We start from the raw sequence: 21,120 nt of genomic DNA, 5'->3' as shown, positions 1-21,120 counted from the left end.
ATAGCCTGCCCGACGGACTCCCATCTCACTACCGTACTCATCGTTTTTATTGCAAAGGCACATTATTATGCGTGAAGCCGTTATTGTCTCAACCGCCCGCACTCCCCTGACCAAATCACATCGCGGAGAGTTCAATGCGACGCCCGGCCCCCAACTGGCGGCCTTTTCCGTAAAAGCAGCTGTCGAGCGCTCAGGGCTTGACCCTGCCATGATCGACGACCTTTTTTTTGGTTGCGGTTATCCCGAAGGTGTCACTGGAAAGAACATTGCTCGCCAGGCGGCGATGCGTGCTGCCTTGCCTGTGTCCATAGCAGGCGTTACGGTTAACCGGTTTTGTGCCTCAGGTCTGCAGGCCATCGCGATGGCAGCGCATAACATCATCGCCGAAGGCGTGTCTGCGGTGGTGGCCGGTGGTGTGGAAAGCATTTCAAGCATCCGCGCTGGCAATACCTTGCCTACCGATATTGATCCATGGTTTGCGGCGAACATGCCCGACCTGCATATGACCATGATAGATACCGCTGACGTGGTGGCCCAGCGTTATGACATATCGCGTGAAGATCAAGATAAATACGCGCTGGAAAGTCAGCGTCGCACTGCTGCAGCCCAGGATAGTGGCGTGTTCGACAACGAGATTGTTCAATGCGCAACGCGCATGGCAGACAAAAATAAAGAAACGGGCGAAGTCACCATGCGAGACGTTATCGCCACCCGTGACAACTGCAACCGTCCCGGTACTACCCTGGAAGGCCTGGCAAAGCTTCAGCCGGTTCGGGGTGAGGGTAAGTTCATTACCGCAGGAAATGCCTCGCAGTTGTCGGATGGGTCTTCGGCCAGTGTACTAATGGAAGCCTCGCAGGCTGAGCGCCTGGGCTTGCAGCCTTTGGGGGCCTTCCGAGGGTTTGCCGTTGCCGGTTGTGCGCCCGACGAAATGGGTATTGGCCCGGTTTTTGCCGTGCCAAAGCTATTGCAGCGTTACGGCCTCACCGTGCAGGATATTGACCTGTGGGAGCTGAACGAGGCTTTCGCCTCTCAGGTTTTGTACTCCCAGCGGCAGTTGGGTATTCCCCTGGAAAAGCTCAATGTTAATGGTGGTGCCATTTCCATTGGTCATCCCTTTGGCATGACAGGTGCGCGTCAGGTAGGCCATGTGATGCTGGAAGGAAAGCGACGCGGCGCCAAATATGCCGTCGTCACCATGTGTATTGGCGGCGGCATGGGCGCGGCTGGTCTCTTCGAAATTTATTGAGGCACAGCATGGACCTGAAATTTACTTCCGAAGAAAACCAGTTTCGCGATGAGGTACGCGCCTTTTTGGCCGACAAGCTGCCGCTGGCGCTGAAGAACAAGGTTGCAAGTGGCTGGCCTTTGAGCAAAGCCGAGATGCAGCAATGGTGGGCGATTCAATATAAACAGGGGTGGCTGGCACCCAACTGGCCCCAAGAATATGGCGGCCCAGGTTGGGGCGTCGTAAAGCGCTTTATCTACGACAACGAGCTGTCATTGGGAAATGCACCCAGCAACACGCCGTTTGGCGTTACGTTGCTCGGCCCAGTACTGATAAAGTATGGAACCGAGGCCCAGAAGGCACACTGGCTGCCCCGCATTCTGGATGGCTCTGACTGGTGGTGCCAGGGGTATTCCGAGCCAGGGTCAGGGTCTGACCTGGCTTCGCTTAAAACATCGGCCGTGCGCAAGGTGGATGCGCATGGCGAACACTACGTGGTCAATGGCCAGAAGACATGGGCAAGTTATGCCCAGTACGCCAATATGATGTTTTGCCTGGTACGCACCAGTACAGGTGCCAAGCAGCAAGAAGGCATAAGCTTTCTGCTCATTGACATGCACACCCCAGGGATCGAAGTTCGCCCCATTATCACCCTCGACGGTTCACACGAGGTTAATGAGGTGTTTTTCAGTGACGTGCGCGTGCCTGTTGAAAACCTGGTGGGTGAAGAAGGCAAAGGCTGGGATTGTGCCAAGTATCTTTTGACCTACGAACGTACAGGCGGCGCGCGAATAGGCCTGGCAACGGCTGAGCTTGATCAGCTTAAAAAGCTGGCGGCGGAGCGAGTAAAAGGCGGACGCCCACTGGCAGAGGATCCGTTGTTTGCGGCCCGACTGGCCCGAGTGGAAATAGATCTGGAGAACTTGAAGATTACCAATCTTCGGGTGATCGCAGCCGTCGCCGATGGTGGTGCGCCAGGCGCGGAGAGCTCTATTCTTAAACTATGCGGTAGTGAGATTCGCCAAGAGATTTCTTCTTTGACTCGACGAGCCATGGGAGGCCAGGCACGCTATTTTATTGCGGACCCGACAGGCGACGAACGTGAGGCAGCGTTCAATGCGACGTCGGCCGCCGCGCAATACTTCAATAAGCGCAAGTTGGCGATATATGGTGGATCGACTGAGATCCAGAAAAACATTATTTCCAAAATGATTCTGGGCCTGTAGGAGCCGCACTCAAATGAACTTCAATCATACGGACGAGCGGCGCATGCTCGCGGACAGTCTTAACCGATTTATCGCTGATCAATACGCATTTGATCTGAGAGAGGAAGCCGCAGCATCTGCCCATGGATATAGCTCCAAAATCTGGAGTGAACTGGCCAATATCGGCGCCATGGGTGCCTTGTTCACCGAAGCCGAAGGCGGCTTGGGCGGAGAAGGTTTTGACATTGCGGTGGTGTTCGAAGCATTGGGCCGTGGGCTGGTGGTGGAGCCATTGCTCGGCGCGCTGATGGCGGGACAGGCCATAGCAAAATCAGGTGATGCGCGGGCACCAACGCTGCTGACTGACATTGTTGAGGGAAGCAAGGTCGTTGCGTTCGCCCATGAGGAGGTCGAACCTTCACCCGTTCAGATCCACGTGCAAACTCGAGCCAAACGCAACAGCGATGGCTGGCTGCTAAACGGTGCCAAGTCTATGGTGCCGCAGGGCGAGCAATGTGACGTGTTCATTGTGTCTGCCCGGACATCGGGCGAGGTTAACGACAACGCGGGTGTCTCGCTTTTTTGTATTCCCGCCAGTACGCCAGGGCTTACTGTACGAGGCTGCCAAACCATCGACGGCGGCCGTCTTGCAGAAATTTTTCTGGATAACGTTCAACTGCAGCAAGACAGTTTGTTGGGTGTTGAAGGCCAGGCCCAGGGCGCGATAGAAAGTGCGCTTGATGCAGGTGTTCTGGCTTTGTGCGCCGAAAGTTTGGGGGCAATGGAAGTAGCCCAGGCTGCAACGCTGGAATACCTGAAAACACGTAAGCAGTTTGGGGCTTTGTTGGGCCGGTTTCAGGCGCTTCAGCACCGTATGGTCGATCTTTATCTGGAAATTGAGCAAACCCGGTCTGCCGTTATCCGGGCTGCAGCAGCTCTGGAGGGCAACGACCGTGTACAACGCGCGCGTGCGATTTCCGCGGCCAAATTTACGGTTGGGCGCGTCGGTACTCTGGTGGCCGAAGAAGCTGTTCAGTTGCACGGCGGCATTGGTATGACATGGGAGCTGCCCCTGTCTCATTACGCCAAGCGCCTGATCATGATTGATCATCAACTGGGCGACGAACATTTTCATTTGAGCCGGTATATGGCTTTCGGTAAGGCACTGAGTGGCTGACCCTACGCGGGCGGGGCGAAATAGCTCGCCCCACTTCAGTTAACCAAAATCAGGTGGGTTACACAATGAACAACGAAGCTTCCCTTCCTTTGTCCGGGGTACGCGTACTGGATCTGTCGCGCATCCTGGCCGGCCCGTGGTGTGGAATGGTTTTGGCGGATATGGGTGCCGAAGTCATCAAGGTTGAACACCCTACTCGTGGAGACGATACACGCGACTGGGGCATAAAGATCGGCGAGACCGAGACGGCGTATTACAACTGCGTAAACCGAAACAAGCGATCCATAACGCTTGATTTGAAGACAGCGCAGGGACAGCAGATCGCCCGTGACTTGATCAAGGAAAGTGATGTCGTCATTCAGAACTTCAAGTTTGACGATGTCACAAATATGGGGCTGGATTACGAGCAGGTAAGCAAAGATCACCCAGAACTTATTTATTGTTCAGTATCGGGGTACGACAGGAAAGGCCCTGAGGCCAGCCGCCCGGGCTATGACGTTGTCATACAGGGCGAAGCGGGCCTGGTCGCGATAAATGGTGAGGCGGACCAGCCGCCTCTGAAGTTTGGCGTGGCGGTCGCCGATCTTTTTACGGGCATGTACTCGGCGCAAGCGGTATTGGCCGCGCTATACGAACGCAACCGGACGGGGCATGGCCAGCATGTCGAAATGGCTTTGTACGATTGCGGCCTCATGTTGTCTTCTTACTATGGGCTAGAGGCGCTGCGTATGGGTGAGAACCCGCAACGGTTCGGCAACGTTCATCCGTCCATCATCCCTTATGGTGTCTACCAGGCCAAAGATGGACAAATCTCCATCGCTGTGGGAAACAATGCCCAGTTTAAGCGGTTCTGTCTCGAGGTTATTGATCGGCCAGATTTGGCAGAAGACGAACGCTACACCACCAATCTGTCACGTCGTAAACACCGTGAAACCTTGTCGGTGGAAGTTAATCACGAGGTGGCCTCCAGAACAAGGGCGGATCTGCTTGAGCGCTTGAGTCGCGTCGGCATCCCCGCGGGTGAAGTATTGGGTCTGCATGAAGCATTGACATCCAAGCGTACCGTTGAAGCCGGGTTAATTCAATCTATGCCACACCCCAAAGCGGGTTCCGTTGATGTGTTTGCGCCGCCCTATCGCTTCAAGGGTGAACGTCTGCCAGTTCGTATGGCACCTCCCGAACTTGGCGAAGCGAATGACGACGTACTGGCCCAGCTTCTGGGCCTGACTGAGCAGCGCATTCAAGAGCTGAAAACGTCTGGCGTCATCTGAGTTGCATTTGCATCCCAATAATTTTTGAAGAGGCTGTATGACTGCTCCCTTTGCGTCTGCTTTTCAGGTCAAGTCTATTGAAGACGTGCTGGAAATAGAAAAGACACCGATTGAAGCCGCTATACCGGTTCGCAATACGTATGAGCTGTTTTGCAATTCGGCGCGTGCCTTTGGCAACAAAACAGCGTTAACGTTTTTACACTCTACAGAAGCCGATGACACGCCTATACGGTGGTCGTACGCTGAACTGCTGAGAAAAATCACCCAGACAGCGAATGCACTGGGCAGTTTGGGCGTAGGCCCTGACGATGTGGTGTCCATATTGCTGCCCGCCTGCCCCGAATATCATCTGGCGCTCTGGGGTGGGGAGGCTGCCGGCATTGTCCAGCCGCTCAATCCTTTGCTCAACGACGACAAGCTTATGTCGCTCATGAATGCTGCACAGTCAAAGATTTTGATTGTATGGGGCTCGGACGAAGACGCAGGCATGTGGGCAAAGGCCATGCGTCTTCGTGACCGCGTGCCCTCATTGACAGGAGTGTTTCGTATAGCGCCGCATGGCGAAGCCAAGTCGGCCGCGCCAGCGCTGCCGGCTGGGGTTGCCGACTTTAACGCTTTCATCGCTCAGCAGCCCGACCATCAGCTTGTCAGTAAAAGGGATATCGCACCAACTGACATTGCTGCGTACTTTCATACGGGTGGAACGACGGGTGCTCCAAAGTTGGCACGTCACAGTCATGGCGCACAGGTCTTTACTGCGTGGGCATTTGTTCAGATGCAGGGTATGCAGCACACCGATATCACGATAAATGGCTATCCACTTTTTCATGTGGCCGGTGCAATTACAGGTTCGTTGTCATGCCTTTCTTCGGGTATCGAAATCGTAATCCCCACTACAACGCTGTTTCGCAACAGGTCAGTGATCAAGGATTACTGGCGGCTGGTGGAAAGGCATAAGTCTACCTATCTGTCTGTGGTGCCAACTGTGCTCGCTGCACTGACAACAGTTCCGCTCGATGGCGCTGATATTTCTTCATTGAGAAACTGCCGTACTGGCGCAGCCATACTCGAACCCGAGCTCGCAGCGCGCTTTAAACGCTTATTTGGTCTGCACATTCACGAAAGCCTGGGCATGACTGAAATGGCAGGCATCTCGACGGTTACACCGCCAGCCCATCAGGCGCCTGCCGGGTGTGTCGGCTTCAGGTTGCCCTATTCACAGTTGCGTATTGTTGAAGTCGACGAAAGCGGCAAGCCTTCAAGTAAAGATATGCCAGTGGGTGAGCAGGGGATGATTCTTTTTAAGGCGCCTAATGTGTTCTCAGGCTTCGTCGACCCCATCGACAACGCCCAGGCCTTTACGGAAGACGGGTGGCTTATTACCGGTGACCTTGGCTGGCTTGATGAGCAGGAAAGGCTGCATCTTTCTGGCCGCGCAAAAGACTTGATCATACGCAGCGGTCACAACATTGACCCTAAGGTGATTGAGGATGCTCTGGGGGCACACCCCGCAGTACATATGTGTGCAGCGGTAGGCGCACCTGATGCGTATGCGGGAGAGCTGCCCGTTGTGTTTGCCACCCTGATGCCAGGGGCTGTCGCCAGCCCCGCCGAACTTCTCGCATTTACCTGTGAACGCGTCGACGAGGCGCCGGCCAGACCTCGACAGCTTTACATCATCGATCAGATGCCGTTGACGAACGTCGGCAAAATCTACAAGCCAGAGCTTCGACTGCGCGCCGCGCTCGAAGTGACACAGGGCCTGATCGCCAGCATCTGTGATCACCTTGGTATCCCCACTTCTGCGCGCCCTTGTGTTGATACCCCGGGTGAAGACACTGTGCGGATTTCTTTTGCTGGCTGCGAGGCCATACACAAAGCACTGTTTGCAGAGATGAAAGCCGAAATAGAAAAAGAGCTTGGCCCTCTGCCCATTAAAGCGCAATTGGAAGGTTCAGAGAATCTGAGCTTTTCAGAACAAAGCTAATTAAAACTACAGGACACAGGAGAAACCATGATTGTGCAAACACTGACCCGTCGCCGTCTTATTGGCGCGTTAACAGTTGTCGCGTGTGGCACTGTCCCGGCAATAGCCGTCGCTGATTACCCGGACAGGCCAATTCGCATTGTTGTGCCGTTTACGCCAGGAGGCGGCACTGATGCGGCAGCGCGCATCTTCGCTGAAAAAATGGCGCTTGAACTTGGACAAACAGTCATCGTGGAGAACAAACCGGGTGCGGCATCCATTATTGGAGCCAATATGGTTGCCAAAGCAAAGGGAGACGGCTACACGCTGTTGTTTGCGGCGAGTAATGCGTTCATAACCAACCAGTTTTTTTACACAGACGTGCCTTACGAAACCAAACGTGATTTCAAGCTGCTGTATCAGGTTGCCACCATCCCGCAAGTGTTGGTGGTTAACTCAGACGTAAAGGTCAAAACCGCGCCGGAGTTGCTTGAGTATGTAAAAGAACACAAAGGCAAAATCAATTACGGTTCGTATGGCATTGGGTCATACCCGCACCTGGCAGGCTCATACATGAGCGCCAAACAAGACGCCGACATGATCCATATCGCCTACAAGGGCGAAGCGCCGATTTTGCAGGCCATGCTAGGAAAAGATATTCATTTCACGTTTGCAAGTGCCATGGGTGTCACGCCGCATGTGCAGGCAGGGACGATGAATGCACTGGGCATTACCGGCAAAACGCGCATTAGCGCGCTTCCAGACCTGCCCACATTGGTTGAGCAGGGGCTTACTGATGATGCGTACTCGGTGTCAGGCTGGCTGGGGTTCGCCGCACCTGCGTCGACACCTGACGATATCAGTGCACGAATCGCGGCAACCTTGTTAAAGGTGGCCCAAATGCCGGAAGTTCAAAAGCGATTCGAAGAAATGGGTTTCTTGATGATAACGGACAGCAACCCCGAAAAAGTAACCGCCGTCTACGAACGTGACCTGCCAATTTGGACAGCACTGGTGGAAAGCTCCGGTGCCAAAGTTGATTGAGTCTAGGCTTTAAAAACTACAAACGAAAGAGATAACTATGTATTCAAAAAAATTATTAGGAATAACGCTGGCAACAACCATGGTGTTTGGTCTGGCCAGCAACGCAGCCATATCTGCTGAAGCGTTTCCGTCGAGACCTGTCAAATTTGTGGTTCAGTTTTCGCCGGGTGGTGCCACTGACACCCTGGCCCGTATGATTGCAGACAAGCTTACAGCGCCGCTGGGCGTGCCTGTGCTCGTTGAAAACAAGCCAGGAGCAGGGGGGATCATTGCATTAGACACCGCTGTAAGAGCCGGTGATGGTGGTCATACTTTGACGTTGATCTCGGGAAGCGCATTGATGACGAACGAGTTTCTGCATAAAAAACTGCCATACGATCGCGAGCGTGATTTGAGCATGGTGTATCAAGTGGTCGAAGCGCCATTGGCATTGGTGGTCGTGCCAAGCGTGACCGCCAACACGGCTCCTGAGTTGCTTGACTATGTCAGCGCAAATAAAGGGAAGATCAGCTACGGCTCATACGGCATCGGTTCTTATCCGCACCTGATGGGTTCGCACATGAGTCAGGAACAAGATGCCGACATGACGCATATCCCGTACAAAGGCGAGTCTGATGTAATGTTGGGGTTGCTGCGCGGCGAGATCCAGATGCAATACTCCAGCGCCTTGTTGGCCAAGCCGCATATCGAGTCGGGGAAAATTAAAGCGATAGGCGTCAGCAGCCGCAAACGTATGCCCGCCCTGCCTGAGGTGCCAACTCTAATGGAACAGGGCCTGGAAGACGAAACGTATCAGATCTCAGGCTGGTTGGGCTTTGTCACTTCTTCCAATGCCCCTCAGGAAGCCGTGGATCGCATGGCCAAAGAGATTCATGCTGTGATGCAATTGCCCGAAGTGCAAAAACGCGCATCGGAAATGGGTTATGTGCCGATTACCAATAGCTCGCCTGACGTTTTCAATGCCGTTGTTAAAACCGAGACGCCAATCTGGAAGCGTCTGATAGAGCAGAGCGGTAGCGCGATGTAACTAGAAACTGTGCTGCAACAATGAGCACAAGTGCGATGGCGGCAGTCACTTTATGGTGACTGCCGCCTCTAAGTGAGTTGACGTCATTCAAGATTAAGCAACCACATAGGGGCTGAGTTGCCTGGTATTCAAGCAACGCTTTCAGTCTAACGACTTCACCCTCATGCCGATGTCGCTTTGCCAGCCCTCAAGCGGTGTGTTTTTTGATACAGATGCTCTTGACGTCGACGTGCGCAACGCTAAACCCAACCGCTAACGGTCGGGTTTAGCGTTGCGTGGTTCTTGCTATTATTTTTGAAACTGCGCGCGGGTTGCGCGGGCCTCATTACCCTGGCTGCACATAAGCAGCTGATCAAGGTCCATGTGGCTTGATAAATGATTCAGGGCATGGTTGTGCGCGTTGACGGCTTTTTTGGTCATCTTTACGATAACGCCGGTAGTTCGCCCAAGCTTTTCTGCCAGTGCCAGCGCAGTGTTGCGCGCTTCGCCGTCATCAACAACCCAGTCGGCCAGCCCCCAGTCTAGTGCGGTCTGGCTGTCGACTTTGTCGCCCAGCAAAATGATTTGCTTGGCGCGCGAACCACCCACCAACGTGTTGAGCCGGGGTATGGTCTGCCAGCCTAGCGGTATGCCGATCTGTGCCTCGGGTACAAGAAAATAGCTGCTGCGTGCCGCAACGCGCCAGTCGCAGCTGACCGCGAGCGCCACACCGCCGCCGATGATCAACCCTTCGATCGCAGCAATAGTGATTTGCGGAATTTCTTCCCAGGCCTTGCACATTCTTGGCCCCCAGGAGGAAAGAATGCGCAGCTCATCCAGGCTAAGGTGGTCGACCGTCCAGCGCTCAGGATCCTTAAGGTCAACGCCTGCCGAGAACTCTGATTTTGTGCCGGTCAAAATGACGCAGGAAACGTCGGCATTGTCCTGGAAAGACTCTGCAATGCGTGTCAGCTCCTTGATCGCCTTCAAGGATAATGCGTTGCGACGGCCTCCACGGTTGTAAGTGACCACGGCAACCTGGCCTATGGTTTCCACGACAATCTCTTCTTGATTTTCAGTAGTCATTGATAAGTATTCAGTTCTAGGTTTTTAAAAACGGTATCTTCGGGCCAGACGCGTCTGACCTGTGCATTGAAGTGCGCCTACCGCTTGGCCGATTTTTTGATTTGTGCCTGTGTCTCGTCTGACGCAAGGCGTTCAGCGTACATCTTCACTTCGTTGTCGAACGCCTCTTGAAGCCCGCCTTGCGACCATCCCTTGAGCATGGATTTGGTCAGTGTGATGGAGCCTTGTGGCAAGCCGGCGAGTGAATTCGCCATTTCTCTGGCTTTGCCCAGCGTTTCGCCGCTTTCAGTCAGCGCGGTAATAAAGCCTGAATCCAGAGCCTCCTGCCCATCAAAATACCGGCAGCTCAATAGCCACTCAGTCGCCTTACGTTGACCCACAAGCTTTTCGAGCAGAAGCGACGAGCCGCCCTCTGGACAAAGCCCCAGCGCAACAAAAGGCAGGCGGAACTTGGCGTTGGCAGTGGCGTAGACGAAGTCGCAATGTTGCAGCAGCGTGGTGCCGATGCCGATGGCATAGCCCTCGACGGCGGCAATCAAAGGCACCTTGACCTGGCTAATGGCGCGCAAAAACGTTACGGCGGGTGAGTCTCCCGGCCCACGCTTGCGCTGAAAATCCTTTAGGTCTGCGCCCGCTGTAAAACAGCTGTTGGCACCGTAAAGAATAATTGCCTTGCAGTCGTCGCCGGAGCCGTATTTGTTCAGTATTTCTGTCAGCTGGTGGTACATGTCGTGGGTCAGTGCATTCTTGGCTTCCGGCCGGTTCATACAAATCTCGAGAACGTCGTTTTCAATTGCGGTTTCAATCATGTCTTTTCCTTTTGTGCCCGTGTTTTAACTATGAGTCTCGGGTGTTTTCTGACCGCATCGAATTACATTGCGGGAGTTCAGGCTTTCAATTTCAGCTTCTGAAAGGTCTAGCATTTCCATCAGCATGGATCGCGTATGCCGGCCCAGTTTTGGGGGTGAATGCTTGTACTGGACGGGTGTGCGGCTGAATTTAATGGGGTTTGCAATCAGGCGAACACTGGCATCGTCATCTTCGTTTTTGACCTCCACGGCCATTTCGCGATGGACGATTTGGGGGTGAGCAAACACCTCTTCGTAATCGTTGATTTTTCCGTGCGGGATGTCCATTTCTGTAAACACCCTCAACCAGGTTTCGAAGCTTTGCGCCCGAATGGTTTCTTCGACCTGCGCCAGCAGTTCGTCGCGGTGGTTAATGCGTCCGGTGGCGGTTTTGTAACGGGCGTCTGCGCCAAGATCCGTTCGCTGGATAGCTTTGCACAAACGTTGCCATTGCACGTCGTTGGCGACAGCGACCACGATCTGACCGTCGCTGGCATCGAATATTTGGTAAGGCACCAGCGCAGGGTGGGCATTGCCCCAACGGTGGGGCTTGATGTCATTCATTAGATGATATGTGCCCTGGTTTGACGCAAGAGCAGCGACACAATCCAGCAGTGACATGTCGATATATTGGCCTGCGCCCGTGGTGTTTTTGAAGTTCAGTGCTGCAAGAATGGCCGTCGAGGCGTAAAGCCCAGTTGTTAAATCCGCAATGGGTACGCCCGACTTTTGAGGGCCGCCGCCGGGCAAGTCGTCTCGCTCCCCGGTAATGCTCATCAGGCCACCTTCTGCCTGAAAGACAAAGTCGTAGCCTGGGCGATTTGCGTAAGGGCCCGTCTGGCCATAACCGGTAATGGAGCAGTAGATAATCTCGGGGTTCACCTTCTTGATGCTTTCATAATCCAGCGCATACCTTGCCAGATCACCAACTTTGAAGTTTTCTATGAATACATCACACTTGGCGGCCAGCGCCTGGATGAGTTTCGCACCTTCGGGCGTAGCAATATCTACGCCTATAGACTTCTTGCTCCGATTGGTCGATGCGTAATAAGTGGCGTCGGTCGAGGCCTGCCCGCTGGTGTCTGTCGCCCATGGTGGGCCAAGGTGTCGCGTGTCATCGCCTTTGGTCGGGTGCTCTATCTTGATTACCTCAGCGCCCAGGTCGGCCAGCATCTGCGTGCACCAGGGGCCAGCGAGAATTCGTGAAAGGTCTAATACCTTTATGCCCTGCAAAGCCTCATTCATAACGCGATAACATCCTCAAAATATTCTGATAGCGATCAACACCAGGCATCAGGCGAATTCGCTGGCACGGCCACCAACACAATGCGGTGGCCGCTGGTTCTTGATCAATCTATGTTCTTGAAATCGATCTTCTTGACTACGGCGCCCCACTTGCTGATCTCTTGTTTTATGAAGCCGCCAAATTCATCTGTAGTCATATACTTGGGCACCGAGCCTAGCTGCTCCAGTTGAGTTCTAACCTTGGGGTCAGCCAGAATTTCTTTCATGGCAAGATTAATCTTCGTCACAATAGGCTCTGGTGTGCCCGCCGGCGCAACAATGCTCGTCCATGAGTACGCTTCAAAACCCGGAAACCCCGACTCGTTGAACGTTGGTACATCGGGCAATGCCGGCGTACGTTCCAGTGTGGCCACGGCCAGCGCACGTACCTTGCCTGCCTTGATCTGCGGTAAAGCCGTCGGCAGGTTGTCAAACATCGAGCCAATTCTTCCGCTGATCAAGTCCGTGACGGCAGGGCTGCTTCCGCGGTAGGGAACGTGTTGCATTTCGGCGCCGGTTACTTGTTTGAAAAGTTCGCCCGCCAGATGAACGGATGACCCATTTCCAGGTGACCCGAATGTCATTTTTCCGGGGTTGGCCTTTACGTAGGCGGTGTATTCCTTGAGCGTCTTAATGGGCGGATCCAAAGGCACCACCAGAATGTCAGGCACGCTGCATATGAATGACACCGGAACAAAACTGGTTTCCATGTCGTACTTGGCCTTGGTTGGCAGGCTTGGGTTTATAGCGTTTGATGCGGTTGCCACAAACAGGGTGTAGCCATCAGGCTTGGCCCTGGCAGCTGCATCGGCTGCAATATTGCTATTGGCACCGCTCTTGTTTTCGACCACTACGGTTTGCCCCAGCTTGATACTTAATTGCTGTGCGACGATGCGCGCAGTGCCGTCAGTCGTGCCGCCCGGCGCATAACCCACTAGCAGGCTAATGGGTTGATCTGGCCAATTGTCGACGTTCTCGCTATGCGCCAAAGAGGGGATGAATGAAGCACTTGCTATCAGACTGGCTGCCAGTACTGTTGTTGCGGTTCCAGCGAAGTTTTTGGACTTGAAGAGCATTGTCTACCTCTGTTATCACTCGGTGGTTTAGTGTTTCTATTCTGCGCGGGCAGCCGGGCCCAGGTCTAGGCAATGCGGGTTTCGGAGACACAGATATAGGGCCAAAAAATAAGAAATGTTCGTTAATCGCACAAAATCGTGCCGTGTTTACGAAGCGCTGCTGTCTGTGGCTAAGGGAAAGTGAATGTGTCCAATAATGGGATGAAGCCGTGCCTTGCGGCGTATTGGCTAACATATAGATAGGTGTGCTGTGGCAGTTTGTTGATTTCTTGCGCAACAAGGGTGACGGGCTCGTCAGCGCTGCGATGTTGCGACAATGTACTCATGATGTGGGCGATAGGGCGCACACCAACCGGGTAAGCGCTCTACAGTGCAGAGCACGGTTATCATGCGCAAATATGCCTGCCCGCTCCTATAATTGGGTGTTAAATGTTGAAGTGCCCATCGCACTGTTTGCGCTTTGTATGGCCCGTTGGTTTCGGCAAAAGCACCTGCAAAAAGCAGGTAATCAATTGCCTGCCTTGCGCTTCTGGCCGTGGCATAGGTTTTCGAGAGCCCGCCTCACAAAGCGGGCCAAACAATAATAATTACAGACCAACCGTCCGTAGCCATCGTCAAAACTTAGCTTGATCAACAGAGGCCGGCATGCGCATATTGTTAGTGGAAGACAATCTTGATCTGGGTGACGCCATTGAAAGCAAGCTCAGTGCTAGTGGTCATTGCGTTGAATGGGTGCGCGACGGCAACTCGGCCTTGACGTGGGTGGTCAGTGGTGATTTTGATGCCATTGTTCTTGACATCATGCTGCCTAAAAAAGACGGCTTTGCCGTGTTGCGTGAGTTGCGGGCGGCAGGCTGTGAAGCGCAAGTGCTGGTTGTGACCGCGCGCTCCGAAATCGAAGATAAGGTCAACATGCTTGATCTGGGTGCCGATGACTACCTGGTCAAACCGTTTGATCTGCGCGAACTAGAAGCCAGGCTGCGTGCCCTGGTGCGCCGCCCGGCGGGTGCGACGACCAGCCTGGCGCAGTATGGAGACCTTTCTCTTGATATGGCAGGGCGCGTGGCAAGCCGGTGTGGTCAGCCCCTGGACCTTGGTCGACGGGAGTTTCGACTGCTTGAGGTATTGCTCGGGCGCATGGGCCAAACGTTGCACAAAGAACGGCTGATGAATCAGGTTTTTAATGCGGACGACGATGTATCGACCAACGCACTCGAGCTTCAGGTGTCGCGACTGCGCAAAAAGCTGCAGGGGTCTTCGGTTGAAATCGTGACGGTACGCGGCGTAGGCTATCAGGCGCGTTGCCATGAGCAGTAATGTTTTTTCGATTCGCAGTCGTATCTTCATGGTGGCAGTTGTGTTGCTGCTCTGCTTATCGGCAGCCCTTGCGGTCTTTCTGCACGACTATGCACAGCGTGCAGCCGACCGCGCCTTTGACCGGCTGCTGGCGGCTTCGGCCCTGTCGATTGCGGGGGCGGTACAAATCGAAGACAATCAGGTGACCATGGAGCTTCCTTTTGCGGCACTGGCCATGTTGTCGGGCAACGAACGGGTTTTTTACACCGTACGCAACGCCCAGGGCAAACTGATTACGGGTTACGACGACCTTGACCGTGATCTGCCTCTGGCCAATTCCGCAGACGCTACGTTTTACGATGCACACTATCGAAACGATGATGTTCGCATCAGCACAGTGGGCAGGCTGGCCTCCTTCAATCAGCAGGCGGCTTGGGTCACCGTCAGGGTGGCGGAAACGCGCGGGGCGCGTGAGGCGCTCGCCGAAGAAATCCTCAATCGCAGTGTGTTGCCCTTGCTCATTATGGTGGCGGTCGCGCTAGGCTTGTTGTGGTTCGGTGTAACGCATGCTCTGGCCCCGTTAAAACTTATAGAAAATGAACTTCGTTACCGCAAGCCCGATGACTTGCACGCTCTGGCCAGCCCGGTTCCGCGCGAGGTGCGGCGACTGGTCGATGCGCTCAACGGCTTTATGCTGCGGTTGCAAGGCATGCTGAACAGCCTGAACAATCTGGTAGCCGACACGGCTCATCAGGTACGCACGCCATTGGCCTCATTGCGTGCGCAGTCTGAAGTAGCCCTGGAAGAAACCAACCCCGAAAAGATGCGTGAGCGGCTCACACGTATTCACCTGAACGCCTGCCGCGCCAGCCAGTTGGTCAACCAGCTGCTTATGGACGCCACCATTACGCATCGCATGGAGTCTCGTCGAAATGACATGGTAGGCATAGCGGAAATCGTTAATGAAACACGGCAACGCATAGGTCCATTGGATCTGCAGCGGTTACGTATTGCCATAGCCCCTGAAGTACGTCGTGCACGCGTCTGGGGAGACAGGGTGGCCTTGCGCGAGATGCTGCGCAATCTCGTGGATAATGCCTTGCGCTATGCACCAGCAGGTGTTGTTGAAATTCAGGTCGACAAGCTGCCCGGCAATCGCCTGGGTCTGACGGTTGCCGACCGTGGGCCAGGTATTGCCAGTGAAGAAAGTGAAAGGGTGCTGGAGCGTTTTGGTCGTGGCAGTGCGGCTGAAGCCATGCCTGGATCAGGCCTGGGGTTATCAATTGTGAAATCAGTGGTTGAGGCGCATACCGGTACGTTAACCTTGCGCAACCGCGGGGGTGGTGGTCTGTTGGTGTGCGTGACCTTGCCCATTTCCATGCCGGCGAGTATGGAGCGGGCAGGCGCATCCGTAAGCCTGGTATGTGCCGTGGTCTTGATGGCACTAGCTGGCCTGGTGCTGCCGGGCAGGGCACCCGCGCAGGGCACCGGAGCGCCCTCTGACACAATTACGCGCTACCCCGCAGATCATGGGGGTACAACCCTGACCATCGCGGGTTCAACCGACACCATACTGTTTGCGCCACTGGCCCTTGCGTTTCAAAAGAGCCATCCCGACGTTGAGCTGGTTTATCACGAGCTTGGCACGCGCCAGTTGTATGAACAGACGGTTGCAAACGCCTTGCCGCAGGCTGATGTGCTGATCAGCTCGGCGGTCGATCTGCAGATCAAGCTGGCCAATGACGGCTATGCATTGCGTCATGTTTCTGAATACGGGCATCGCTTGCCTTCGTGGGCTGTATGGCGTTCAGAGGTATTTGGTTTTACCTTCGAGCCTATTGTTTTGGTCTATAACCTGAATCGCTTTTCTGAAGAAACCGTGCCGCGTTCACGTCAGGCGCTGTTAAGCCTGCTGGAGCATGAACCCGTCGACATGCGCGGGCGTATAGGTACTTACGATATTGCTGTTAGCAGTGTCGGGCATTTGCTGGCTGTGCAGGACGCAACCCTGTCGTCAAACTTTTGGGGCCTGGCCAACGCGTTCGGGCAGGTTGAGATCCAGCTCGAAGCCAACACCGTTGATATTCTGGACAAAATTGAATCCGGGCAACTGTACTTGGGCTACAACGTGCTTGGTTCTTATGCCATGGCACGGCAGGCAGCAGGGCACGCGCTGGGCATTGTTGTGCCGCAAGACTATGTTCTGGTGCTTTCGCGTGCAGCGCTAATTGCCCGAAGCACTGCCCATCCGCAGTTGGCCGCAATGTTTCTTGATTGGCTGCTCTCGCCCGAGGGCCAGAAAGTGGCGGCCAACCAGGCAGGCCTGGGCGCCATTACGGCCACGAACACAGAAAAAGGATACCCGAGCGGCCCATTTATGCTGTCGCAAAGTATCGTGCAGCCCATAGCACTGACGCCGGCACTACTGGTTGGGCTGGATCAGCAACGCCATAGCCGCTTTCTGAAAAACTGGAAGCGTCTGGTTACAGATACGCCCGACCGAAGCCTCATGACAGGACGCTGACAGGTGATGCCCTTAATATGGTTGTTAGACGGGCTAAAGCCTGCTTGTGTTTAAAACTATATTTCCAGGAGACAACTATGTTACGTCGCCCACAATTGGCAGCCGTCTCGGCTGCCGTATTCAGTGCTTTTCTTATTGGCACGGTCTCTGCCCAAGTCTCTGATAATTACCCTGCCGACTACCAGCAGATCGTGGACGCTGCCAAGAAAGAAGGCAAAGTCATTGTCTATTCCACCACAGATACCAAAGCCGCGAACCCCGTCATTCAAGACTTCGAAGCCATGTACCCGGGCGTCAAGGTTGAGTACAACGACATGAACAGCACCGAGCTGTACAGTCGATACATCAGCGAGCAGGCTTCAGGCGGCAACAGCGGCGATGTAATCTGGAGTTCGTCAATGGATTCCGCGCTGAAACTGGCCGTTGACTACGCCATGACGTACAAATCGCCTGAAATCAGCCATCTTCCAAAGTGGTCTGTGTGGAATGATGCGGCCTATGGCACAACCTACGAGCCTGCCGTATTTATTTACAACACACGTCTGATCAAGTCGGAAGAAGTGCCCACCACACACCCGGCACTGGCCAAACTCATAGACAGTGATCTGGCCCGCTTCAAAAACAAAGTTACCACCTACGATATCGAAAAATCGGCCGTGGGCTTTATGCTGGCCGTTCAAGACAGTCGCAATGATCCTAACTACTTTGACGTGCTCAAAGGCATCGCCAAGGCGGGTATGGTTGTGCAGTCTTCTACCGGCACCATGATGGAGCGCGTTTCCTCGGGTGAAAACCTCATCGGCTACAACGTGCTGGGCTCATACGCTGAAACGCGGGCCAAGAAAGACCCTGGCCTTGGCGTTGCCTACCCCACCGACTACACCCTGGTGCTTTCGCGTGTCGCGTTTATAGGTAAAACGGCTAAAAACGAAAATGCTGCCAAGCTGTGGATGGACTACTTGCTGTCCAAGCGGGGCCAGAACGTGCTCGCCAATAAGGCAGACCTTGCCTCGGTGCGCGATGATATCGATGGCGACAATGACGTAGATGGTATGACCAAAAAGCTTGGCAAGTCGCTCAAGCCTATTCCTGTTGACAAGTCGCTGCTTGACTATCTGCAACAAGACAAACGCCTGGAGTTCATCAAAGAGTGGCGTACCGCGACAGGCAAGTAAGTAGCTACTGTTCGCGTTACTGACCAGCACGTCTGCGCCTCGAGCTTAGGCGCGGACGTGCATTATTTTCCAGGGTGATATCAATGCATTCCTTGCGCCGCGGATGGCAGTCTTTGCCGCGCGGGTTGACCGTAGCCCTTACGGCGCTGGCGATCTACCTGCCGTTGTCTCTTATCGTTATTCAAAGCTTTCTGTCGGCACCGTTTTTTGTGCCGTCACGCCAATTTGGCGTTGAAGGCTATGCGTTTATATTTTCTGACCCGGATTTCTACAAGGCGCTTAAAAGTGGCTTTATGCTGGCTTTCGGGCTTTGTATTATCGCCATACCACTGGGCGGGATCCTGGCCTTCTTGGTATCGCGTACCGATCTGCCCGGGCGCCGCTGGATAGAACCGCTGATTCTGGTTCCGGTATTTGTCTCGCCCATGGTGCTGGGCTTTGGCTATGTTGTGGCGGCAGGCCCTGTGGGTTTTTTCTCAACCTGGGCCAATGACATACTGGGCTTTGTGCCCTGGAATATCTATTCCTTGCCCGCAATTATCGTAATTGCCGGGCTCACGCACGTGCCCTACGCCTATCTGTACATCTCGTCGGCCCTGCACAGCCTGGGTTCTGACGTTGAAGAGGCCGCGCGTACTGCGGGCGCCAGTCCGTTGCAGGTGATGACGGCAGTCAGCCTGCCCATGGTGCGCCCCGCCATTTCGTATGCCACGGTGTTGCTGTTCTTTCTGGGCCTTGAAGTGTTCGGCTTGATGCTGGTGCTGGGCGACCCAGAAGGTCACCTGGTCCTGTCAACTTATCTTTATAAGCTGACCAACAAGCTGGGTATCCCGTCTTATCACTTGATGGCGGCCGTGGCCATGGTGTTAATTGCCTTTACCATTCCGCTGGTTATGTTGCAGCGACACCTGTTGCGCAGTGCCAATCGCTATGCCACGGTCAAAGGCAAGGCCTCTCGCCCACGCCCGCTCCCGTTGGGTAAATGGCGCTGGGTGGCGGGCGCCGTCGTAATGCTCTGGTTGTTTGTTGCCATTGTTGTGCCCTTGGCAGGCGTCGTGCTGCGGGCGTTTGTGTCGAACTGGGGGTATGGCGTTTCCCTGTTTGATGTCTTGTCCGTAAGTGCCTTTCGCACGGTTTTTGAGCAACCGACCCTCATTAGGGCCATCGTTAACTCGGTCGCTATCGGTGTTATTGGCGGTGCCCTTGCCGTGGCGTGCTACACCGCCATCGCACTGGTGACGCACCGCAAAAATGACGGTGTTAGCCGCTTTATGGACTACAGCGTGTTAGTGCCACGTGCTGTGCCAGGGTTGTTGGCAGGTCTGGCATTTTTGTGGGTATTCCTGTTTGTGCCCATGTGGTTTGATAACTCACTCAAAGATGGCTGGTTTTCGGTACTGCCCATGGCAGGCTGGCTGCGCGAGCATGCTATCGAACCCATGCGTGCACTCAGATCGACCATTTTCAGCGTCTGGCTGGCCTATTCGGTGGTCTGGATGGCTTATGGCATACGCCTGATCTCCGCGACATTGCTGCAAGTGGCTCCCGAGCTTGAAGAAGCGGCCCGCAGCACAGGCGCTACACGTGGACAGGTTACCAGGCACATTACCGTGCCGCTGGCGCGCTACGGGCTTATCGGTTCGTGGCTGCTTATGTTTCTGATTTTTGAACGCGAATATTCCACGGGTGTTTATCTGCTTTCGCCAGGCACTGAAACCATAGGGTCCATGCTAGTGTCGTTATGGGCAACAGGCGCCATAGATATTGTGGCAGCGCTCTCCTTCATAAACATTGTTCTGGTTGTCGCTGGCCTGGCCGTGGCATTGCGCTTTGGAGTCAAACTTCATGATTGAATTATCTGTCGAAAACCTGCACCTGGACTACGGTACCAATCCTGTACTCAAAGGGGTGTCCATGCAGCTGCAGCGCGGTGAGGTGGTGTCTTTGCTGGGCCCTTCGGGCAGCGGGAAAACCACGCTGTTGCGGGCGGTGGCGGGGCTTGAAGCGGCCAAAAAGGGTCGTATTGTCATGAATGAACGCGTGCTTTATGACAGCGAAACCCGCAGCGAGGTATCCGCAGATCAGCGTGAACTGGGTATTGTTTTTCAGTCTTATGCCTTGTGGCCACATAAAACGGTGGCAGAAAACATTTCTTATCCGCTCAAGCTTCGCAAGATCAAGAAGGCGGAACAACAAACGCGTGTGCAAGAAATACTCAACCAACTGGGGCTGGGCAAATTGGGGCAGCGTTACCCTCATGAGCTCTCAGGCGGGCAGCAGCAGCGCGTGGCCATCGGCAGGGCGTTGGTTTATAACCCGCCCGTTCTTCTGCTGGATGAACCATTGTCCAATCTGGATGCCAAGTTACGTGAAGAGGCCCGAGCTTTCTTGCGTGAGCTGATCCTGCGACTGGGCCTTTCGGCCATCATGGTGACGCACGACCAGAATGAAGCCATGGCGATCTCTGACCGTATTTTGCTGCTGAACAATGGCAAGATCGAACAGCAGGGAACGCCGCAAGAAATGTACGGATCGCCTCACTCTCTGTTTTGTGCAGAGTTCATGGGCAGCAACAACGCCCTGGAAGGTACGGTTAGCGATATTACCGATGGGCAAGCAACCGTGCAATGCCACGGATGGACGTTGCGCGGCAGGGCAGGCGAGGGCCTGAGCGTAGGCCAGACCGCACGAGCCATCATACGTGTCGAGCAGGTCAGGCTGCGCACTGGTGGGGGAGAAAACACGCTGCAGCTGCCTTTGTTGACCAGTATGTACTTGGGCGAAAAATGGGAATACCTGTTTCGCGGCCACAGCGCTGATGCGCAAGAAACCTTTGTGCTGCGTGCATATGGCACGCAGGAAAGAGTGCCGGAAGGCGTCAGCCTGGAGTTGCCCACAGAGCATGTATGGGTGTTTCCGGTTTGACCCTGGGCA

General features: G+C 54.5%; 16 protein-coding genes. 12 read left to right on the top strand and 4 right to left on the bottom strand.

Annotation, left to right across the window (positions count from 1 at the left end; translation table 11 throughout):
- Positions 1 to 67: 67 nt before the first annotated feature.
- The 7 genes from FQ179_RS19235 to FQ179_RS19205 all read left to right on the top strand — a co-directional run bounded on the left by FQ179_RS19235 (position 68) and on the right by FQ179_RS19205 (position 8,918).
- The gene (locus FQ179_RS19235; RefSeq protein WP_149398936.1) at positions 68 to 1,249 is read left to right on the top strand and encodes an acetyl-CoA C-acyltransferase; all 1,182 of its coding nucleotides are present in this window, start codon (positions 68 to 70) and stop codon (positions 1,247 to 1,249) included.
- Positions 1,250 to 1,257: 8 nt separating this feature from the next.
- A complete protein-coding gene (locus FQ179_RS19230) occupies positions 1,258 to 2,454 on the top strand; it encodes an acyl-CoA dehydrogenase family protein (protein WP_149398935.1) in 1,197 nt (398 codons plus the stop codon).
- Positions 2,455 to 2,467: 13 nt separating this feature from the next.
- Positions 2,468 to 3,610 carry an acyl-CoA dehydrogenase family protein gene (locus FQ179_RS19225; RefSeq protein ID WP_149398934.1) on the top strand — a complete coding sequence of 381 codons (1,143 nt, stop codon included), beginning with the start codon at positions 2,468 to 2,470 and terminating at the stop codon, positions 3,608 to 3,610.
- A gap of 65 nt (positions 3,611 to 3,675) precedes the next feature.
- Positions 3,676 to 4,881, top strand: a complete 1,206-nt coding sequence (locus FQ179_RS19220; protein ID WP_149398933.1) for a CaiB/BaiF CoA-transferase family protein — start codon at positions 3,676 to 3,678, stop codon at positions 4,879 to 4,881.
- Positions 4,882 to 4,918: 37 nt separating this feature from the next.
- Positions 4,919 to 6,868, top strand: a complete 1,950-nt coding sequence (locus FQ179_RS19215; protein WP_149398932.1) for an acyl-CoA synthetase — start codon at positions 4,919 to 4,921, stop codon at positions 6,866 to 6,868.
- Positions 6,869 to 6,895: 27 nt separating this feature from the next.
- Positions 6,896 to 7,891: a tripartite tricarboxylate transporter substrate binding protein gene (locus FQ179_RS19210; protein WP_149398931.1), complete on the top strand. Its 996-nt coding sequence runs from the start codon at positions 6,896 to 6,898 to the stop codon at positions 7,889 to 7,891.
- Between the two features lie 37 nt (positions 7,892 to 7,928).
- Positions 7,929 to 8,918 (top strand): tripartite tricarboxylate transporter substrate binding protein, encoded by a 990-nt coding sequence (locus FQ179_RS19205; RefSeq protein WP_149398930.1) that lies wholly within the window; start codon positions 7,929 to 7,931, stop codon positions 8,916 to 8,918.
- A gap of 288 nt (positions 8,919 to 9,206) precedes the next feature.
- Here FQ179_RS19205 and FQ179_RS19200 read toward each other — a convergent pair whose 3' ends face one another.
- The 4 genes from FQ179_RS19200 to FQ179_RS19185 form a co-directional block, all read right to left on the bottom strand.
- Entirely contained in the window at positions 9,207 to 9,983 is a 777-nt protein-coding gene (locus tag FQ179_RS19200) for an enoyl-CoA hydratase/isomerase family protein (RefSeq protein WP_149398929.1), read from the bottom strand.
- A gap of 77 nt (positions 9,984 to 10,060) precedes the next feature.
- Positions 10,061 to 10,792, bottom strand: coding sequence for an enoyl-CoA hydratase/isomerase family protein (locus tag FQ179_RS19195; protein ID WP_149398928.1), 732 nt, complete (start codon positions 10,790 to 10,792; stop codon positions 10,061 to 10,063).
- Between the two features lie 24 nt (positions 10,793 to 10,816).
- Entirely contained in the window at positions 10,817 to 12,076 is a 1,260-nt protein-coding gene (locus FQ179_RS19190; protein ID WP_149398927.1) for a CaiB/BaiF CoA-transferase family protein, read from the bottom strand.
- Between the two features lie 104 nt (positions 12,077 to 12,180).
- Complete coding sequence (locus FQ179_RS19185) at positions 12,181 to 13,191, bottom strand: tripartite tricarboxylate transporter substrate binding protein (RefSeq protein ID WP_149398926.1); 1,011 nt, start codon at positions 13,189 to 13,191, stop codon at positions 12,181 to 12,183.
- A 645-nt stretch (positions 13,192 to 13,836) separates the two neighbouring features.
- Between FQ179_RS19185 and FQ179_RS19180 the strand changes: the two genes are divergently transcribed.
- The 5 genes from FQ179_RS19180 (at position 13,837) to FQ179_RS19160 (ending at position 21,111) form a co-directional block, all read left to right on the top strand.
- Positions 13,837 to 14,508 (top strand): response regulator transcription factor, encoded by a 672-nt coding sequence (locus FQ179_RS19180; RefSeq protein WP_149398925.1) that lies wholly within the window; start codon positions 13,837 to 13,839, stop codon positions 14,506 to 14,508.
- A complete protein-coding gene (locus FQ179_RS19175) occupies positions 14,498 to 17,011 on the top strand; it encodes an extracellular solute-binding protein (protein WP_149398924.1) in 2,514 nt (837 codons plus the stop codon). Before FQ179_RS19180 ends, FQ179_RS19175 begins: the two co-directional genes overlap by 11 nt.
- Positions 17,012 to 17,088: 77 nt before the next feature.
- Positions 17,089 to 18,186 (top strand): ABC transporter substrate-binding protein, encoded by a 1,098-nt coding sequence (locus FQ179_RS19170; RefSeq protein WP_149398923.1) that lies wholly within the window; start codon positions 17,089 to 17,091, stop codon positions 18,184 to 18,186.
- Between the two features lie 83 nt (positions 18,187 to 18,269).
- Complete coding sequence (locus FQ179_RS19165; RefSeq protein WP_149398922.1) at positions 18,270 to 20,039, top strand: iron ABC transporter permease; 1,770 nt, start codon at positions 18,270 to 18,272, stop codon at positions 20,037 to 20,039.
- Complete coding sequence (locus FQ179_RS19160; RefSeq protein WP_149398921.1) at positions 20,032 to 21,111, top strand: ABC transporter ATP-binding protein; 1,080 nt, start codon at positions 20,032 to 20,034, stop codon at positions 21,109 to 21,111. Before FQ179_RS19165 ends, FQ179_RS19160 begins: the two co-directional genes overlap by 8 nt.
- Positions 21,112 to 21,120: the final 9 nt, after the last annotated feature.

The sequence above is a fragment of the Pusillimonas sp. ANT_WB101 genome (assembly GCF_008369125.1).
Classification (GTDB): domain Bacteria; phylum Pseudomonadota; class Gammaproteobacteria; order Burkholderiales; family Burkholderiaceae_B; genus Allopusillimonas.
This window is presented reverse-complemented; position numbering and strand designations above follow the sequence as displayed.